This is a genomic window from Affinirhizobium lemnae (assembly GCF_022968395.1).
Taxonomy (GTDB): domain Bacteria; phylum Pseudomonadota; class Alphaproteobacteria; order Rhizobiales; family Rhizobiaceae; genus Neorhizobium; species Neorhizobium lemnae.
Map to the genome: position 1 here is coordinate 137,958 of NZ_JALJQZ010000007.1, position 19,122 is coordinate 157,079.

The 19,122-nt window shown below is 57.5% G+C and carries 16 protein-coding genes and 1 tRNA gene; 10 read left to right on the plus strand and 7 right to left on the minus strand.

The window, feature by feature from the left end:
* The first annotated feature begins 3 nt into the window (after positions 1 to 3).
* From MUU53_RS06800 to MUU53_RS06810, 3 genes are all read left to right on the plus strand, one after another.
* Entirely contained in the window at positions 4 to 1,074 is a 1,071-nt protein-coding gene (locus MUU53_RS06800; protein ID WP_247260226.1) for a ligand-gated ion channel, read from the plus strand.
* A gap of 78 nt (positions 1,075 to 1,152) precedes the next feature.
* Positions 1,153 to 1,776 carry a L,D-transpeptidase gene (locus MUU53_RS06805; protein ID WP_247260227.1) on the plus strand — a complete coding sequence of 208 codons (624 nt, stop codon included), beginning with the start codon at positions 1,153 to 1,155 and terminating at the stop codon, positions 1,774 to 1,776.
* 162 nt (positions 1,777 to 1,938) lie between these two features.
* A complete protein-coding gene (locus MUU53_RS06810; protein WP_247260228.1) occupies positions 1,939 to 2,895 on the plus strand; it encodes a diacylglycerol/lipid kinase family protein in 957 nt (318 codons plus the stop codon).
* Here the strand turns inward: MUU53_RS06810 and MUU53_RS06815 are convergent.
* On the minus strand, positions 2,892 to 4,250 hold the full coding sequence (locus MUU53_RS06815; RefSeq protein ID WP_247260229.1) for a glutamine synthetase family protein: 1,359 nt from the start codon (positions 4,248 to 4,250) through the stop codon (positions 2,892 to 2,894). The genes MUU53_RS06810 and MUU53_RS06815 overlap by 4 nt on opposite strands.
* Before the next feature lie 142 nt (positions 4,251 to 4,392).
* On the opposite strand from MUU53_RS06815, the gene MUU53_RS06820 reads away from it, so the two are divergent.
* Complete coding sequence (locus MUU53_RS06820; protein ID WP_281435018.1) at positions 4,393 to 5,757, plus strand: aspartate aminotransferase family protein; 1,365 nt, start codon at positions 4,393 to 4,395, stop codon at positions 5,755 to 5,757.
* Between the two features lie 8 nt (positions 5,758 to 5,765).
* On the opposite strand, the gene MUU53_RS06825 is transcribed toward MUU53_RS06820, so the two are convergent.
* Positions 5,766 to 7,283, minus strand: coding sequence for an ArnT family glycosyltransferase (locus tag MUU53_RS06825; protein ID WP_247260231.1), 1,518 nt, complete (start codon positions 7,281 to 7,283; stop codon positions 5,766 to 5,768).
* Positions 7,264 to 8,283 carry a glycosyltransferase family 2 protein gene (locus tag MUU53_RS06830; protein WP_247260232.1) on the minus strand — a complete coding sequence of 340 codons (1,020 nt, stop codon included), beginning with the start codon at positions 8,281 to 8,283 and terminating at the stop codon, positions 7,264 to 7,266. Before MUU53_RS06830 ends, MUU53_RS06825 begins: the two co-directional genes overlap by 20 nt.
* Positions 8,284 to 8,409: 126 nt before the next feature.
* On the opposite strand from MUU53_RS06830, the gene MUU53_RS06835 reads away from it, so the two are divergent.
* The gene (locus MUU53_RS06835) at positions 8,410 to 9,375 is read left to right on the plus strand and encodes a lysylphosphatidylglycerol synthase transmembrane domain-containing protein (RefSeq protein ID WP_247260233.1); all 966 of its coding nucleotides are present in this window, start codon (positions 8,410 to 8,412) and stop codon (positions 9,373 to 9,375) included.
* A gap of 110 nt (positions 9,376 to 9,485) precedes the next feature.
* On the opposite strand, the gene amn is transcribed toward MUU53_RS06835, so the two are convergent.
* Entirely contained in the window at positions 9,486 to 10,982 is a 1,497-nt protein-coding gene (amn, locus tag MUU53_RS06840) for an AMP nucleosidase (RefSeq protein WP_247260234.1), read from the minus strand.
* Between the two features lie 404 nt (positions 10,983 to 11,386).
* Positions 11,387 to 11,719, minus strand: coding sequence for a DUF2147 domain-containing protein (locus MUU53_RS06845; RefSeq protein ID WP_377307104.1), 333 nt, complete (start codon positions 11,717 to 11,719; stop codon positions 11,387 to 11,389).
* 478 nt (positions 11,720 to 12,197) lie between these two features.
* Here MUU53_RS06845 and MUU53_RS06850 point away from each other — a divergent pair, with 478 nt between their 5' ends.
* Positions 12,198 to 12,464, plus strand: coding sequence for an SEL1-like repeat protein (locus MUU53_RS06850; RefSeq protein WP_247260235.1), 267 nt, complete (start codon positions 12,198 to 12,200; stop codon positions 12,462 to 12,464).
* A 62-nt stretch (positions 12,465 to 12,526) separates the two neighbouring features.
* Here MUU53_RS06850 and MUU53_RS06855 read toward each other — a convergent pair whose 3' ends face one another.
* Positions 12,527 to 13,639, minus strand: coding sequence for a pyridoxal phosphate-dependent aminotransferase (locus MUU53_RS06855; protein ID WP_247260236.1), 1,113 nt, complete (start codon positions 13,637 to 13,639; stop codon positions 12,527 to 12,529).
* Positions 13,640 to 13,752: 113 nt separating this feature from the next.
* On the minus strand, positions 13,753 to 14,103 hold the full coding sequence (locus MUU53_RS06860; protein WP_247260237.1) for a hypothetical protein: 351 nt from the start codon (positions 14,101 to 14,103) through the stop codon (positions 13,753 to 13,755).
* 210 nt (positions 14,104 to 14,313) lie between these two features.
* On the opposite strand from MUU53_RS06860, the gene MUU53_RS06865 reads away from it, so the two are divergent.
* The 4 genes from MUU53_RS06865 (at position 14,314) to MUU53_RS06880 (ending at position 18,954) form a co-directional block, all read left to right on the plus strand.
* Positions 14,314 to 15,531 carry an NAD(P)/FAD-dependent oxidoreductase gene (locus MUU53_RS06865; RefSeq protein WP_247260238.1) on the plus strand — a complete coding sequence of 406 codons (1,218 nt, stop codon included), beginning with the start codon at positions 14,314 to 14,316 and terminating at the stop codon, positions 15,529 to 15,531.
* A gap of 114 nt (positions 15,532 to 15,645) precedes the next feature.
* A tRNA-Ser gene (locus MUU53_RS06870) sits at positions 15,646 to 15,736 on the plus strand.
* 390 nt (positions 15,737 to 16,126) lie between these two features.
* Positions 16,127 to 17,167, plus strand: coding sequence for a porin (locus MUU53_RS06875; RefSeq protein ID WP_247260239.1), 1,041 nt, complete (start codon positions 16,127 to 16,129; stop codon positions 17,165 to 17,167).
* Between the two features lie 746 nt (positions 17,168 to 17,913).
* Complete coding sequence (locus MUU53_RS06880; protein ID WP_247260240.1) at positions 17,914 to 18,954, plus strand: porin; 1,041 nt, start codon at positions 17,914 to 17,916, stop codon at positions 18,952 to 18,954.
* Positions 18,955 to 19,122 lie beyond the last annotated feature (168 nt).

The following is a 19,122-nucleotide window of genomic DNA, read 5'->3' on the forward strand; positions in this document are numbered from 1 at the left end:
ACCATGCGCAATGTGTTTCTTCGGCTTGTCGTTGTGTGTCTCGTCATCCTGCTCGGATCGTTCGCTGCCTCTGCGCAGGAGGGGGCTGAACGTCAGCCGCTTCCGCAAGGCGTGCAGCGTCCCTTGCAGATCCATCTGGTTGTCCGTGTTCTCGATATTCTCAAGATCGATGAGACTACGGGCGATGCGCAACTGGTCGTCGAAGTTCAGCAGCGCTGGAAAGATCCCGCTCTTCAGTTCAATGCCATCCAGTTCGGTCGTGATCGGCAGGATTTCACCGGCGCTGAAGCTACGGCGAAGCTCGCCTCGATCTGGAACCCGGCTGTCGAGATCGAGAACCGCAGCGGAGATGAAACGCTTCAGCTCGAAGCCCTGTCGATCCGCAGCAACGGGGAAGTGACGTCGATGCGCAGGCTTGAGGGGAGCTTCCGTTTTGCCCGCGACCTCTCGGCCTTTCCCTTCGATCAGCAGCATGTGAGGCTAGCCTTTGTGTCCCAGTACTATCCGGCTGATGATGTGGTCTTCGTGCAGGACTTTCAGGATCGGCAGCTCTCTGGATTGCCGCCCCAGCTTTCCGCCTCGGACTGGAGCGCCAAGAACCTGTCCTTCACGACCGCCCAGTTTTATGGGTGGAGTGCAAGACCCTTTGCGAAGCTGACGGCAGAGGTTGCCATCGATCGCAAATGGCCGCGTTATTTCCTGCGCATTTTCATTCCGTTCATTGCCGTCCTGTCCGTATCGCTGTTCATCCTGTGGCAGCCGAAGGGATTGATCGGCGACAAGACGGGTGTCACCTATTCCGCGCTTTTGGCGCTAGCGGCGTTGAGTTTCACTTTCGAGGCAAGCTTCCCCGGTAGCATGTCGGTCACGTCGCCGATCGCCTTCATGATCTCGATCGGATATTTCTATCTGATCCTGGCGCTTTTGGTCGACCTCTTGATGGAAAGTGAGCGCTTTCCGGGACGCACGGCCTATCCCTTCCTGTCGAGCGAGGTTCGCCGGGTGGTCCGGTACGTCATGCCACTGATGTTCACCATTATCTGCATCTGCGTCACGCTGCGGTCGCTTGCGTGAGCCTGAATTAGTGCTTCATTAACCATAATGTCCGTAACGTGCGACTCATCTCAAGATGACCGCAATAAGGACACATTCATGTCGATCTCGCGCCGTGGACTGCTGATCGGGCTTCCGCTTCTCCTTGCCGGATGCGCCTCTACCTCCGGAACCCAGCAGGCAGATTACTCAGCTCGGCCGAACGAATTGCATCCCCTGAAGGAAGTGCCGCTCGACAAGATCAAGCCGGAGCTGCGCCGGACCGAAGTGGCCTATGCGACGGAACACAAGCCGGGCACGATCGTGGTGGATACGCCCGCGCGTCGTCTTTACTACGTGCTGGATAACGGTCGCGCCATGCGTTACGGCGTCGGTGTGGGTCGTGCTGGTCTGGCGCTGGCCGGAAATGCCTATGTCGGTCGCAAGGCCGAATGGCCAACCTGGACGCCGACCGCCAACATGCAGCGCAGGGAAGCCCGCTACAAGAAGCTTGCCGGTGGAATGCCGGGTGGCCCCAATAATCCGCTCGGTGCACGCGCGATGTATCTCTACCGGGGCGGTGCCGATACCCATTTCCGCATCCACGGCACCAACCAGCCAGAGTCGATCGGTCATGCCATGTCGAGCGGCTGCATCCGCATGATGAACCACGATGTCGTGGATCTCTATTCCCGCGTGAAGGTGGGCGACAAGGTTGTCGTCATTCAGGAAGCCCGCGCCTGATTTTCGCAAGCTGGAACAACATTGCGCTGCGAAACGGTTTAATTGGCGAATCGCAAACGGATTGTTCGGCAATGTGCTGGTCGGGCTTGTCGCATCCATAAAAGGCAACCATTTAACTCTGGCGCCGTTGTGGTGCGGATTTGAGATGGAACGCGGGCTTCAATGAAACTCATTGCGATCTTCAACCGTGACGGCGGTACCTTCAAGACGACCGACATGGACGCCTATTGCGATCATGCCGCGCGCATCTTCGCAGAGCAGGGGCATGACATCGAATGCCGGGTCGTGGCCGGAGATGATGTTGTAGGCGCCATGGAAAAGGCCGCGAAAAGTGGCGTCGATGGCCTGATCGCTGGTGGCGGTGACGGAACGATTTCAGCCGCTGCTGGCATTGCATGGAAAAGTGGTCTCGTGCTTGGCATTGTGCCCGCAGGCACCATGAACCTCTTCGCGCGCACTCTGAAGCTGCCTCTCGATATCTGGCAGGTGATCGATGTTCTGGCGCGAGGCGAGGTGGAGAACGTGGATATTGCCAGCGCCAACGGCCACAGCTTCGTGCACCAGTTTTCCGCCGGTTTGCATGCCCGCATGGTGCGATATCGCAACCAGATGAGCTATGCCTCGCGCCTTGGAAAAATGCGAGCCAATGCCAGGGCAGCTTTGGGCGTGATGTTCAATCCACCTGTTTTCGAGGTGGAGTTCAACGCCGAAGGCCGCCGCGGTCTTCGCAAGGTCTCCGCCATTTCGGTGTCCAACAACGAGTTCGGGCAGGATGCGCTTCTCTACGCCGACAGTGTCACGGGCGGCCACCTTGGCTTCTATATCGCAGATGCCTTGACGCCGCCGGGCGTTGCCAGGCTGACGATCGATATCCTGCGCGGCAGGCTGAAGGAGAACGAGGCCGTAACCGCCATGACGGCAACAGAACTGGAACTGCATTTTCCCAAGCGGCGGCACGATGTGCGCTGCGTCATCGATGGAGAACTGCTGCCCATGGCGAGAGATGTCAAACTGCGCATTCACGCCGGGGAGCTTAAAGTGCTGGTGCGTCAGCCGCAGCAGCCCACCCTTCAGGTGCAGGACCAGGAAGGCATGGTTGAACAGCAGCCGTCTATTTAGATTCGGGCCAGATAGGTCTGGTAATCGAAATCGGACACCGTGCGCAGGTAGGCAATGGCCTCCTTGCGTTTCGTATCCGCATAGAGGCGCTGATAGCCTTCGCCGAACGTATCGCGAATGAAATTCGACTGCGCGAAGTCCTCGACGGCGGTGAGAAAGTCATGGGTCAGTCTTCGGCCACTCGTGGCTTGCTGGCCCGCCTCGGTTGCCGGACCCGGATCCAGCGTCGAATCAAGCCCTCTCAGAATGCCGCCGAGAATCGCCGTCAGCAGCAGGTAGGGGTTGGCGTCTGCGCCTGCCACCCGATGCTCGATACGTGCGCCGGGTCCATCGGTTTCCGGAATACGGATTGCCGTCCCGCGATGGCCGACACCCCAATCGATATCCACGGGAGCAAAGGAGCCCGGCTGGAACCGACGGTAGGAATTGGCAAAGGGTGCAAAGACGAGCTGTGCTTCCCGCATCGTCTGCAGCATTCCGGCACAGACAGATTTCAAGGCGGTCGGTTCTCCACCTGCCGCATCCAGCACATTGCGCCCTGATCTATCGATGACGCTGGCATGCACATGCAGGCCGGAACCGGCATGGTCGCCATAGGGTTTGGCCATGCAGGTTGAGCGAAGGCCATGCTTGCGTGCCGCCATCTGCGCAAGACGCTTGAGGTAGATGCAGTCATCGGCCGCCGCCAGAGCATCCGGCCGATGGTTGAGGTTGATCTCGAACTGGCCAGGGCCGAATTCCGCTGTCGTGGCGTCCGCTGGCAGGCCCTGCAGATCCGCCCATTCGCGCAATGTATCCAGATAGCCTTGCAGGGCATCCACGGCGCTCATGTCGTAGAGCTGAAATCCGTTCGGTTCACCCCGGTAGGTGAGAGATTTTGGCGGGCGCGGCTTGCCGTTCTCACGCCAGTCGTCCTCGATCACGTAGAATTCAAGCTCGGTCGCAACAACCGGCGTCAATCCCCGCTCTGCGCACCGGGCAAGCATCGAGGACAGGATCGCCCGCGGATCCATGAAGCTCGGTTCGCCCGTCAGTTCATGCATGGTGGAAAGTACCTGCGCCGATCCTTGCGGCGCCCAGGGCATGGGTGCCAGACTTCTGGGATCGGGAATGCAGCAGCCGTCGGGATCGCCGAGCGTCAGTGAGAGGCCCGTGATATCGTCATTGTCGTCGCCCCAGATGTCCAGCGATTGCGTGGATGTCGGCAGGCGCACCTTGCCATCCCACACCTTGTTCTGCGCGCTGAGCGGAATCTGCTTGCCGCGAAGATCGCCGTTCATGCCGACGAGCAAGATTTCGATTCTCGGTTCCTGGGTCTCGACCGGCATCCGCGCCTCGCTGCTTTTTGTATTCATCAATGGCCATCAGTCCGGATGGACCTTGCTTGCCAAGCCTGTTGCTGTTGGTCCATGTTCGTAGCGGATCGAACAGGGGCTTACAACGTGGCGGCCTCTGTTCACTCGCCAACATCGTAAACAAGTCAGACGGGGGAAGTCTTTGGACCCGGTTCGTAACTCCGAGAACATGAGCGCAATCGACCTGGCGCATCACATCCATCCCTTTTGCGACATGAAGGACATGGCGCGGCATGGCGCGCAGATTATGGCGCGAGGCGAGGGAATCTGGATCTTCGATTCGCAGGGCAATCCCTACATGGATGCCTTCGCCGGTCTCTGGTGCGTGAATATCGGCTACGGGCGCAAGGAAATCGGCGAAGCCGTCATGCGGCAGATGAACGAGCTGCCTTATTACAATACCTTTTTCGGCACATCGACCCAGCCCGCGACCCTTCTAGCCCAGAAGGTCACGAGCTATACGCAAGGCCTGATGAGCCATGTCTTCTTCACCTCGTCAGGGTCCGAGGCAACAGACACCTGGTTCCGGCTGGCCCGGATCTACTGGAAAGTGTTAGGCCAACCTTCCAAGAAGCAGGTCATCGCACGGCGCAACGCCTATCATGGGTCCACCGTGGCTGGCGCATCGCTCGGCGGCATGAAGCATATGCACGAACAGGGCGATCTGCCGATCGAGGGTATTCACCACATCGGCCAGCCCTATTGGTACGCAGACGGCGGTGATCTGACGCCAGCGGAATTCGGGCTCAAGATGGCGCGCGAGCTTGAGGCCAAGATCGATGAACTGGGCGAGGAGAATGTGGCGGCCTTTGTGGGCGAGCCAATTCAGGGCGCAGGCGGCGTCATCATCCCGCCGGATACCTATTGGCCGGAGATCGAGCGCATTTGCCGGGCGCGCAACATTCTGCTGATTGCGGATGAAGTCGTTTGCGGCTTTGGCCGCCTTGGCAGCTGGTTCGGCCATCAGCATTTCGGCTTCAAACCCGATATGGCATCGATCGCGAAGGGGCTTTCATCCGGCTACCTGCCGATCGGCGGCGTGTTGATCAGCGAAAAAGTCGCCGCCGTGCTGGCTGAGGCCGGCGACATCAACCATGGCTACACCTATTCCGGCCATCCGGTCTGCGCCACGGCGGCGCTGGAAAACCTTCGTATCGTGGAAGAGGAAGGACTTGTGGAACGGGTGCGCGACGATATCGGCCCCTACCTCGCACAGGCCCTCAAGACCCTTGAGGATCATGAGGTGGTCGGCCAGGTCGAATCGGTCGGATTGCTGGGCGCGGTTCAGCTGGCCAAGGACAAGTCCACTCGCCAGCGGTTCAAGGATCCCGACCGCGCCGGACGCGTGGTGCGCGGCTTCTGCTACGACCACCAGCTCATCATGCGCGCGACAGCGGACCGGATGCTGATCTCGCCCGCCCTGATCATCAGCCGCGAAGAGGTGGACGGGCTGGTTCAATACATCCGGCACGGCCTCGACCATTTGCGAGAGCAGAATCTCGATTGAAAGCTGTCTCAGCGCTGGGGCAGGGCGACCTGCTCCAGCCAGACATAGCCGAACCGCATGGTATCGCCATCCTGCGCGAAGTTGTACGGAACATCGACATAGGTGATCTTCAGCGATGCGGGCGACACATCATTCGCTTTCAGGAAGCCGGCCAAGTCGTCCGAGAAACCTTCGCGGCCGTCCCGCAGTGGCCAGACGATGAGGCCGGGACCGCGCCGCACGGCATCGGCAAAAGCGATAGGCTGAAGCTGCGGCATCAGCACCGGAACGCTGGTGAACTCCAGCCGTGCATTGCCAGCCATCATCAGATCGTCGGTGAGAATGAAGGCAGGCCGCTCATTGCGTGCGCCCACGACTTGTTCCAGCATCGGCTGGTAAGGCGTGTGCTCCTTGCTGTAGCGGCCGATATAGGGCGCGATGATATTGGCGACTGCGAAATACAAGACGCTGACCGTCACGATGGCCATGACGGGAATGCCCATACGGGCCACGCTCTCCCGGGTGTCGATCCTTGCCGCTGCAATCTTCAGGGTGAGGTAAAGAGGAAGCAGCATCTGGAAGGGGGACAGCCATTTCTGGCGGATGCTGGACGCGCCGACGCCGAGGCCGATCAGCGTAACCAGCACAAGACAGACCACGATCATCCATCCGATGACCCGGCTCCAGCGATCGCTGGCTCTCAAAACCGCTCCCAGATCCCTGTAGAAGATGACGGCAAAGATTGCGATGACCGGCAAGGTGCCCTTCAGGGTCGATAGCAGAATGGAGATGAGGCCGCGGATACTGTCACGTGCCAAATCTCCGGACGCACCCTCGCGCATGGCTTCCACTGTACCGGTGGTCGCCATATCCAGGTTCATCAGCGCCCAGATCAGATGCGGCAAGGCAATGGCCGCCGCAACCAGCATGGCTGGAATCATGCGCCAGTCTAGCAACCGCTTGCGAAAATCGGGTTCCGGCAAGACGGCGATGATGGCCGCAATCGGGATGATGACAAAATTGTATTTCGTGAGAAAGCCAAGCCCGACCGTCAATCCGAGCAGGATGTACGAGCCGAGACTTGGCCTGTCGAGCGTCTTCAGGAATGCAAGCAGGAACAGCGAGACGAAGCAGAGCGTTGCGATGGCATGCGTCAGATCCCGCTGCGCCAGAACGCTGATGGAGGGAACCATCAGCAAACCCAGCATCGCAATGAGCGGCAGTCTTCTGTCTTCCATCACCTGACGCGCGGCAAGCCCGTAGAAGATGCAACAGAGAAACAACAGGCTGTTCTTGAGTGCCGAGAGCGTCGCAACCGACAGGCCGAACAGCGCATTCATGCCGATCTGCAGCCAGTCATACAGCGGCGGTTGCCGTCCATAGCCCAGCAGCAGCATCTGCGACAGAAATGCCTGCTCCGCCTCGTCATTCTGCAGGCTGTCGGAACGCAGAACCCGCATGATGACGCAGAGAATGAAGTAGGCGAGGACTGCCCACACAATGACGCCCGGCTGGCGGACGAGAAGATTACGGGTTCTGCTGATCACGGCTATAGATTTCCCTGACCACATAACTCAGGCTGCTGTCATCCTTGAAGTAAACGCGCGCCAGCATTTCCGCCAGAATACCGGTGGTGATCATCTGAACCGAGGAGAGGAACAGCATGATCCCGACGAGAAAGAGCGGCCGTGTGCCGATGTCATTGCCTAGAATGAACTTGTCGATGAACAGGTAAAACAGAATGAGCGCCGAGAGCGCGCCGATGCCAAGGCCGAGCGAGCCGAAAAAGTGGCCCGGCCGCGCCTTGAACTTCATGAAGAACAGGACCGACAGAAGATCGAGGATAACCCGGAACGTGCGCGAAATGCCGTATTTGGAAACGCCGTGCTGCCGCGCATGGTGCGTGACGGGCATTTCTCCGATGCGGGAACTCGGCACCACGTTTGCGACCCAGGCAGGGATGAAGCGGTGCATCTCGCCCATCAACCGAACCTGCTTGATCACCGACCCGCGATAGATCTTCAGGCTGCAACCGTAGTCGTGCAGGCGAACGCCGGTAATGCGCCCGATCAGGCGATTGGCGATCCAGGAGGGAATCTTGCGAAGGACAAGGCCATCCTGCCGGTTCTTGCGCCAGCCAACCAGAAGGTCCAGTTCGCGGCGCTCCAGTTCCGCCACCATGGCCGGAATGTCTTTCGGATCATTCTGCAGATCGCCATCGAGCGTTGCGATCAGCCGTCCGCGCGCCTCGGTGATTCCCGCCTGCATGGCGGCCGTCTGGCCGAAATTTCGCTGCATGGCGACGATGCGAAGCTCCAGCCCCTCGCGCCCGATGGCGGAACGTGCGGCGGTCAGCGTGGCATCGGTGCTGCCGTCATCGACGAGGATCAGTTCCCAGCGTCCGGCATATCCAGCCATTGCCTCCTGAACGCGCGCAATCAGCGGGCCGACGCTTTCCTCTTCGTTGAAGACAGGCACGACAAGCGAAAGTTCAAGCCCGCCTGTGCCCCCCGTATCCGCGCCGATCAATTCCACAGTTGTACGCACCTGGTCTTTCTCCTAAACCTCGGGGGCTTGCCTTGATGGCCAGCGACCCGGCCGGGTGATATCGCGTGGCGACACTCCTCCGGGAATTGCCGAAGTGGATCTATTGCTGATGGACGCGTCCTCTATATGAAGAACGAAAGGCTTGCCAGCCAAAAGCCATGGATTCTCCGCCATGCGACCACACTTGTGACACTTGTTGCGGTGGTGTGTTATGTCGGCTTCATCCAGTGGGTATGGGGATGGGCGCAAATCGTCGGCATCTGGAGAACAGCCGGTCTTGGCATTGCAAGCACCGCGCTCCTGCTTTTGCTGATGACCTATGTGCTTCGCACCTGGCGGATCTACGATTATTTTCCGCGAGAAACGAAAGGCAGCTTTCGCCGTCTGTTTCGTGTCGTGCAGGTCCATAATCTCCTGAACGTCATGCTTCCTTTCCGCAGCGGTGAACTGAGCTTTCCCTTGCTGATGAAGCAGGAGTTTGGCGTCTCCATCACACGGGCCAGCGCGGCACTGCTGGTCATGCGGCTTTTCGATCTGCATGCGCTCTTTGCGGCAGCGGGGTTCGGTCTGGCTTTGGAACACCGCAATCTCTGGCTTTGGCTTCTCTGGGCACTGTTCGCGTTCAGTCCGGCGATTGCCTTCGCGCTCAAGGAAGGTCTGCTGAGGCTGGCGCGCAAGATCTCTCACCCCAAGCTTCAGCACATGATGGCGGAACTCGAACAAGGACTTCCGGCCCACACATCGTCATTCATCCGCGCTTGGGGTGTAACCCTCGTCAATTGGTTCGTGAAGATCGCAGTCATGGCTTGGGTTCTGGTTCTGCTCGCAAACATCGGCCTTGCCGCAGGCTTCGGCGGCGGGCTTGGGGGAGAGCTCTCCTCAGTGCTTCCCTTGCATGCGCCGGGCGGCATCGGAACCTATCCGGCAGGAATAATAGCCGGAGCCTTAACTTTCGGTGCCGAACGTTCGGAAAGCGTATTGGCTGACTTGGGGCAGGCCGCCATCAACGCGCACCTGCTGATCATTCTCAGCTCCGTCATTGGCGCCGGTCTTGCGATACTGGTTGCGGGGCGTTCGAAAACACCCCGCTAAGCATCGGGCGAAAAAGTGGAATCCGGTTTTTCGCTCAACCGATGCGTCAACAAGGAATTTAGAGCGGCGGGCCGTTTCCGATTGGTCGCCCGACGCTCGAATCTCTCGGGTTACTGGAACGCCGTCTCGTAGAAGCTGCGCAGCTTGCGCGAATGCAGCGTTTCCGTCGGCATGGCGGCGAGCTTCTGCACGGCACGGATGCCGATCTTGAGATGCTGGCGAACCTGCGTCCTGTAAAATTCGGTCGCCATTCCCGGTAGCTTCAATTCCCCATGCAAGGGCTTGTCGGACACACACAACAGGGTGCCATAGGGAACGCGGAAGCGGAAACCGTTGGCCGCAATGGTGGCCGATTCCATGTCCAGCGCAATCGCGCGTGCCTGCGACAATCGCTTGACTGGTCCTGCCTGGTCGCGAAGTTCCCAGTTACGGTTGTCGATGGTGGCAACGGTGCCCGTTCGCATGATGCGCTTCAGCTCAAAACCTTCGAGGCCCGTGATTTCCTCGACCGCATCTTCCAGCGCCTGTTGAACTTCGGCGAGCGCCGGGATCGGCACCCAGACCGGCAGGTCGTCGTCCAGCACATGGTCTTCGCGCATGTAAGCATGTGCAAGAACGTAGTCGCCAAGCCGTTGGCTGTTGCGAAGCCCGGCACAATGACCAACCATCAGCCAGGCATGCGGGCGCAGTACGGCGATATGGTCTGTGATCGTCTTCGCATTCGAGGGGCCGACACCGATATTCACCAGCGTGATCCCGGCATGACCTTTCTTCTTGAGATGGTAGGCCGGCATCTGGGGCAGGCGCACAGGCGCCTCGTTTGTGCGGCTTCCGGCAGGGGTGATGATGTTGCCCGGCTCGACGAAAGCGGTATAGCCTTCGCCGCCATTCGCCATCAGTTCGCGCGCCCAGGCTGCAAACTCGTCGATGTAGAACTGGTAGTTGGTGAAAAGCACGAAATTCTGGAAATGATCCGCGCTCGTGGCCGTGTAGTGGCTGAGGCGGGCCAGCGAGTAGTCGATGCGCTGTGCCGTAAACGGCGCAAGCGGCGCGGGTTCACCCGGAACCTGATCATATTCACCATTCGCGATCAGATCGTCCGTGTTGTTGAGATCTGGCGTATCGAAGATATCGCGAAGCGGCATGTCCGATACCGTCGCGGACGCGGATGCCTCGATATGCGCGCCTTCTCCGAAGGCAAAATGCAAAGGAATCGGCGTCTGCGATTCGGAAACCGTGATCGGTACGTTGTGATTGCGCATCAGAAGGCCGAGCTGTTCCTTCAGATAATGACGGAACAGTTTCGGCCGCGTGACGGTGGTCGTGTAATGGCCCGGCGCCGTGACATGGCCGTAGGACAGGCGCGAATCGATATGCCCGAAGCTGGTGGTTTCTATGCTCACCTGCGGATAGCACGCCCGATAGCGACCTTCGATCGGCTGGCCCTTCGCCAGATTTCCGAATGCCTCGATCAGGAACCCGGTATTGCGCTCGTAAAGCTCAGTCAGCGCGTCCACTGCAGCGGCTGGATCACTGAAGACCTTGGGCTCATAAGCCGGTGGATTGATGAAGGTGGGGGCAGATTGGGAAAAGATTCGTTTTGTCATGAGCCATTATAGTGTGGACTTGTTGACAAGCCAATTACGGCCGGGAAGCAGATTGCCGAGTTTTGAACTCAGAGCAACGCGCCGCATTGTCCGCCTGTGGTCCGGCAGGAAAAGGCAGAGGCATCTGATAGGGCATTCGCTTTCCGCGTCTGGTTCACGAGTGCCGACATTGAAATGGCAAATACCATCATCGTCAGCGTTATGATTGTCATTCTGCGCGCCAGTCTTGTCATGTCCGTCCACCCCTTTTGCCTTATCCCGGTATCAAAGATGACAAGACTTGCCTGAACCTGCACTGAGGCAACCGTTCATCCGCAATTCAAAAGTCTTAACGAGACAAGAGCGAACAAAAAATCCGCCGGAGTGACCGGCGGACCTTCTGGACGAATCGTGTGAGAGCGAGTTTAGAGGCGCGTCCAGGTCTGCGATTTGCAGAATACCGACATGACGCAGCCCTTCATTTTCAGAGAGTTTCCGCTGACTGCGCCCGAACCGCTGTAGGTCTTGTCGGCTTCGGGATCGGTGATCTCACCGCTGTAATTGCCGCCGGTACCGCTCATCTTGCCGATCTGCTTGCCCGCATGTTTGCCGGTCTTCAGCGTTACACAGAAGGCAGAGCCACACTTGCTGATGGCTGCCGTCTCGCCACTGGCAGTCTTCCAGTTGCCTTCGATCGGTTCCGCGGCCCAGGCAATGCCTGACAACGCCAGCATTGCTCCTGCGATCAGTCCAGTCATGCGAATCATATGTGACGCTCCTCCGCCAAAGTGAAATTCGTCTCCCTGAACGCAGTTCCTCCTCCGCGTTCTCGAGCTGATGTGCTGAGATTAGCTTACGCACACGTAAAGGTAAATAGGTGCCATTTTTGTCAGGCCCGGTCCTGGCATCAGAGTTTGCATGCGAAATCATGGTCAAGAAAGGGTGAAAGCGCCATGGTTGCTGTAAACCTAACGAAACGCGGAATCCACTGGTCCGCAAGGGATGTGATGTTTAACAAAAACTGAGGTTTACCAACTGTTTGGACTTTGTTTGTTTCAAATTAATCATGCATTTTAGGCGAATTTTGAAGCCGCTGCCGCATAGTGAACCCATGAAGACGAGCAGAAAATCTGCCGGTCGGAGGTGATGAGAACCCGGAGAGGTTTCGCACTTTCGATGCCCGCAAGGGCTCTCGAAAACAGGGCAAGAATAACCGGTTCAACAGGGATTAAACCAATGGCACGCTTTGACATTCAGGAATGCGAAATGACGGCGATGGGTGGCGAGGCCCGCGCTGAACTCTTCTGTGACATGGGCCTGATGTATGCCACCGGACGCGGTTGCCCGGTGGATCTGGTCGCGGCTCACAAGTGGCTGAACATCGCCGCCATCAAGGGATCCGATCGCGCCGCAGAATTGCGGGCGGACCTCTCCCACATGATGACCAAGATGCAGCTCGCGGAAGCTCTCCGTGCTGCCCGCGACTGGATTACCACGCACTGACCCATCGCACGCCTATCCCTGAACCGTCAGACCGGCGAAGAGGCTGAAGAGCTTATTAATCTTCAGCCGATCGTCTTCAAGACCTGCGGCAGGGCCTCCGCCAGCAGTGCCATGTCCTGCGGCAGTCCCGTGCTGATGCGGATGCACCGGTTGAGCGGCGCAACACCCGGCATGCGGATGAACACGCCGTGCTCCATCAGGCCATCCACGATGGCCCGCGCATAGACGCCATCCCGACAGCAATCGATCGCGACAAAATTGGTTGCCGAAACCAGCGGCAGAAGCCCGTTCGCTCTGGCGATGTCGGAAATTGCGTCACGAGATGCAGAGATCTTCTGCAGCACATCCGTGAGATAGGCCTGATCCTTCAGGGCCGCCAAGGCACCAGCCACGCTGATCCGCGCCATTCCGAAATGATTGCGAATCTTGTCGAAAGCCTGCGCGTTTTCAGGCGTGGTGATGACATATCCAACCCGCGCCCCGGCAAGACCATAGGCTTTAGAAAGCGTGCGCGTGCGCATCACATTAGGCCGGTCGATCAAACGGGAAAGCGCCGGGGTCGTGCCGTCTGGTGCTGTTTCGCAATAGGCCTCGTCCAGGATCAGCAGACAGGTTTCCGGCAGCGCTTCGGCAAATTCGACCACGGCATCGGCATTCCACCAGCTTCCCATGGGATTGTCCGGATTGGCGAAATAGACCAGTGGCGCATTTTCGCGCTTCACAAGCTCAAACAGACCGGCCAGATCTTCCCGATCCTGCACGTAAGGTGCGGTGACAAGTCGGCCGCCATAGCCGGCGACATGAAAGTTGAAGGTGGGATAGGCGCCGAGTGATGTCACCACCGGCATTCCCGGCTCTATGATCATGCGAACGATATGGCCGAGAAGTGCATCGATGCCTTCGCCCACCGCGATATTGGTCGGGGAGCAGCCAAGATGCGCTGCCAAGGCCTGCTTGAGTTCGAAATTCTCCGGATCGGAATAATGCCAGGTATTGGAGGCAGCCTCTGCCATGGCGGCCACGACGGACGGTGCCGGACCGAAACCGCTTTCATTGGCGCCGATTCTGGCCCTCACTCTCAGTCCACGGTTTCGTTCTATTGCTTCCGGTCCGACAAACGGAACAGTGGCAGGCAGTGAGGAAAGAAGAGGTGTGAAGCGCGCAAAGCTTGGCATGATGTTCCCGGCTTGAAGGGCAGTATGGGCCACACCATAGAGTGCTCTCGCGCATCCGCAAGTATACTTGAAGCGTTAACGGCTCACTCTTCCATCAAACCCGGAACGCCTTATCAGGCGTCTTCAAAACCCCGCCGGATGACGTGATGCAGGAATTCTGGGGCCAAAAGCATGTTGAAGCCGACAACCACATGCTCAGCTTCGCGCCGGATCACCGTGCAGCCAATTTCGTCATGGATGCCGAGAATTTCGAGGAAAAAGTTTTTTGGCATCGTGAGGTTGGGGCTTACATCCAGATCCGCACCGTAAAGGGAGATGTTACGCACGATGCAGCGGAAGTGAGAGGCCGTGCTCAGATGGTGACCAACAAAGATAACTTTGCCCGGCCGATCGATGACATATTTAGGAAATACCTGGTCGCGCGGAATGTTCGCTTTCGGATCAAGGTTGATATTCAAGGACATGACGCCCTCCATCGCTATTGGAACTCGATAATAAGGGATATCACCTACCAAGCGGTAAAGGCGCTCTATAAAATATGACGGGCAGCTCAAGTTTAGACGATATGTCGCGCCAGCCGTCTCCTTCGTTGACGCTGCCGATACGCGGCGCTACCCAAGCGGTCTCTACGCTCGATAGGAAGAGGGCGGAAGACGCGAATGAAGGAGCAGGCGATGACGGTTGATCTGGTGGTTGTTGGGGGCGGACAGGCTGCTTTCTCGCTTGTGGCCAAGCTTCGCAGCCTTGGTGACAGCCGCTCGATCACGATCCTGACCGCGGAGGATGTCGCGCCCTATCAACGTCCGCCTCTCTCAAAGAAGTATCTGCTGGGCGAGATGGAGTTTGACCGTCTTCAGATGCGTCCAGACGGCTGGTACGCCGATCATACGATCGATCTGCGGCTTTCGACGTTTGTAGAGGAGATCAATCTTGCTTCTCGCTCTGTTCGCACGCAGGACGGATCTTCCCTGAATTACAGTAAACTCGTCCTCGCGACTGGAGCTGCGCCGCGACGACTTCCCGCAGCCATCGGGGGCGCTCTCGAAAACGTTTTCGTCATGCGGGACAAGCGCGATGCGGACCGGCTGGCGGCGGCATTTAAACCAGGTGCGCGGGCTCTGGTGATCGGCGGCGGTTATATCGGCCTGGAAGCGGCGGCCGTCGCCAGACACAAAGAGCTTCAGGTTACGCTTATCGAAATGGCGGACCGCATCCTCAAGCGAGTCGCCTCCTCACAAACGGCAGACGTCATACGTGACATCCACGAATCGCATGGCGTTACGATTCGCGAATCGACGGGCTTGCGTCGCCTGCTTGGGGAGGACGGCAAGCTGGTGGGTGCCGAATTGGCAGACGGAACCGTCATCGATCTCGATCTGGCCATCGTCGGAATCGGCGTAACGGCGAATACGGCGCTTGCCCAGGCTGCCGGATTGACGGTGACGGATGGGATAGTGGTCGACTCGATGACGCGGACATCTGATCCGGACGTCCATGCGATTGGCGACTGCGCTAGCATGCCGTGGCAAAATACGATGATCCGGCTGGAATCAGTACAGAACGCTGTCGACCAGGCGGAGGCGCTTGCAGAAATTCTCGCTGGCGGCAACAAGTCCTACGAGCCTAAACCGTGGTTTTGGTCCGATCAGTATGATGTCAAACTGCAGATTGCGGGCTTGAATCTCGGCTTTGACGAAACCTTTGTTCGGCCGGGAGCGCGACCGGGCAGCCAGTCGATCTGGTACTTTCGGGAGAAGCGGTTTGTTGCTGTCGATGCTATCAACGATGCCAAGGCCTATGTTACCGGCAAGAAACTGTTGGATTCGAACATGCCTTTGAATCGATCGATTCTTGAGGATCCGACGCGCGATCTCAAAGAGTTGCTTGCCTGAAGCCGTGTCTCATCGCAAAAAGCTCAAGGATTTCCAATGTTGTGTGGGATTTTGCAGGTACTCTCGCAAAATGCCTTGCAATCGGAGACGTGACAACATAATCACATCGGCAACGGAGAGGTGGCCGAGTGGTCGAAGGCGCTCCCCTGCTAAGGGAGTATACGTCAAAAGCGTATCGAGGGTTCGAATCCCTTCCTCTCCGCCACCTTTGATGCCAAAACGTGCATCGCAAATTTACAAAATATAACAATTAGTCGCGCAGCCTGAGGCTGTGCTGGTGCAATTTCGCAACAGGCTCTTGGCTGGCTTGATTGCGCGTAACACCCTGTCGGAAAACGACTTTCTTAACCATTTGTAAAATTTGAAACGTTCTCCACGGCCTTTTGTGTCGTTTGAGCAACAGGCCTTGGTGAAGCAACTTGGCTTGTTGGATTAGGCTCAACTTCACGATTGCAAGCGCCAGACGACCGAGTATGTTCACCAACAGAAGCGAGGCGGTGGATCGTCTACCTTCTGATTAAACGGGTGTGGGGCAGGGAAGGTCGTTGTTCGATCTAAAAACCCAAACCCTCGTTAAACTTGACTGGAGGTCATTATGAACATCAAGAGCCTTCTTCTCGGCTCCGCTGCTGCGCTTGCAGCAGTATCCGGCGCCCAGGCTGCCGACGCTATCGTTGCTGCTCAGCCGGAGCCGATGGAATACGTTCGCGTTTGCGACGCATTCGGCGCTGGTTTCTTCTACATTCCGGGTTCTGAAACCTGCCTCAAGATCGACGGCTACGTTCGTTTCCAGACGGACTTCCGCCGTGACCTGTCGGGTACGTCTGACTGGAATTCCTTCACCCGCGGTCAGGTGAACTTCGACGCCCGTTCTGACTCTGAACTCGGCACGCTTCGCGGTTACATCGCTCTGCAGGGTAACGCACTGAACAGCGCAAGCCGTGGCGTAAACGTCGACCAGGCCTTCATCGAAGTCGGTGGCCTCAAGGTTGGTTACTTCTTCAACTGGTGGGATGACGGCCTCTCTGGCGAAACCGACGCTCTGGCCAACAACACGGCCTGGAACGCAATCCGTTACACCTACACAGCTGGCGCATTCTACGCTGGTCTTGCTGTAGACGAGCTGGAAAGCGCTTCCTACACGTCTCAGCTTGCTCCGTTTGGTGTTGCTCGCGCTGTTCAGCCGAACAACAACATTGGTATCGAAGGTACCGTTGGCGGCGCATTCGGCTCCGTTAAGGCTGCCATAGTTGGCGGTTACGACATCGACCAGGAAAACGGCGCTCTGCGCATGATCGCAACGGCTGACCTCGGACCGGGCACGCTCGGCTTCGCAGTTGCTTGGGCATCTGGCCAGAACGCCTACTACGACGCGTCTGAGTGGACTGTTGCAGCTGAATACGCTGTAAAGGTCACCGACAAGTTCAAGATCACCCCCGGCTTCCAGTACTTCTGGACGATCGACCAGAATCGCTTCGGCGACTTCGTTGGTTCGCGCGATGCCTGGAAGGCTGGTCTGACGCTTGACTACCAGCTGGCCAAGAACCTGTCTGCAAAGGCTTCGGTACAGTACTACGATCCTGATCGCGCTCAGGAGTCCTGGTCTGGTTACCTGCGTCTGCAGCGTTCGTTCTAATCTGACCGTTAGGGTCTGATTGCGGAAACCCGGCCTTGCGCCGGGTTTCTTGCGTTTGATGGCCACAGGATAGCCCCTTGACCTTTTGCATCTTGGTCGCCAGTTCTCAACCTCCCTATGCTCCTGCATCGGCCAATTGCTGTCTTGGGCTGTTGATCTCAGGCGCATAGTTCGGTGCTTGTCAGCATTTCTGATTGTCCAAGAAGCGATCGAATTCGGCCGACTGAAATTTCTCGTGAGTGACACATCACCTCTTCGTAGGTATGCGTGATTGGAGATTTTCTTTAGTGCGCAGTGGAGACGGGAATCGTTGCGCAGAATCCCGCAGTTTAACGATTCGAATGGTCGTGGCGCGAAAGGGCCGCGCAGTTTTGCGGGCGCACTTTTCGCAATTCCAGTCCCATTCCGCGTTACCGATGCGTGCAGTGATTCTCTTACGCGCAGAAATTAAGGCAATTCTGGTCGAAATAAGGCAGAAATGTGCCTGGGAAGCCGTTGAATTTATTAATATTTCGTTAGTTTAGCGCCTGCTTTGCGTGTGCTGGAGAGACATGATTAACTATTAGATGTTGCTTCGCCACGAATGTGTCACGCTTTCGCAACAATCTAGAATTCAACGGCCGTTGATAGTGACAAAATATAGTTTTTTAATTTTGCGACCGCGAAAGCTGGTGCTTTAATACGCCTACATCAGGTTGACCCAAGCCGACCTGACGCCCGATGGTTTCAATTCTCGAGGGAAAAACATGAACTTTAAGGTTCTCGCCGCAAGCTCTGTAGCTGCGCTTTCTTTTGCTTCGGCATCCTACGCTGCCGATGCTATCGTTGCCGCTCAGCCTGAGCCGATGGAATACGTTCGCGTATGCGATGCATTTGGCGCTGGCTTCTTCTACATTCCGGGTTCTGAGACCTGCCTCAAGATTGGTGGCTACGTTCGTTTCCAGACAGGTTTCGGTCGCGACTCTTCTGGTACGTCTGACTGGGACAGCTTCACCCGTGCGCAGCTTGAATTCGACGCCCGTTCGGACTCCGAACTCGGCACGATACGTGGCTTCATTGGCCTGCGCGGCGATGCCGATAACAGCACCAACCGCGGCGTAAACGTGGACCAAGCCTTTATCGAAGTGGGCGGCCTCAAAGTCGGCTTCTTCTATAGCTGGTGGGATGACGATCTGTCCGCCGAAACGGATCTCCTGTCGTCTAACACAACTCAGTATAACGCTATCCGTTATACTTACACTTCTGGCGCATTCTTTGCAGGTCTCGCTGTTGAAGAACTTGAAAGCGCCTATGCTGGTGGTTCAAATCTCGGCGTAGCGTATGGTTTCGTTCCGAAGGCCAATAACAATGTCGGCATCAGCGGCGCAGTTGGGATTTCCGAAGGAGCTATCCGCGGCAACCTGATCGGTTCATACGATATCGACCAGGAAAACGGCGCTCTGCGTGCGATTGCCTATGCGGATCTTGGCCCTGGCACGCTCGGCCTTTCCGCTGCCTGGGCTAGCGGTGCAAATGCTTACTACGATGAGTCCGAATGGACTGTCGCCGGTGAATACGCCATCAAGCTGAACGACAAGTTCACGATCACTCCGGCTGCTCAGTATCTCTGGAAGGTACAGACCAACCGCTTTGGTGACTTTGTTGGTGGCGATGCATGGCGCGCTGGCGTCACCGTAGATTATCAGTTGGCCACGAACTTGTCGGCCAAGGTTACTGCAAATTACCAGGATATCGACAACGGTCCGGAAAGCTGGACTGGCTTCTTCCGTCTGCAGCGCGCATTCTAAGAGCGCCTGAGGATAAGATATCGAAAACCCGCCGAAAGGCGGGTTTTCTCGTTTAAGGCGGCCCGTCAGATGCGTACTGTCGGAATTGCGCCCTAGGTCGTGGTGATGATTTAAGGATTGGGATTCCCAAAAGAGCGCAAATCGGATTCAAAGCTGATTTTGGAGATC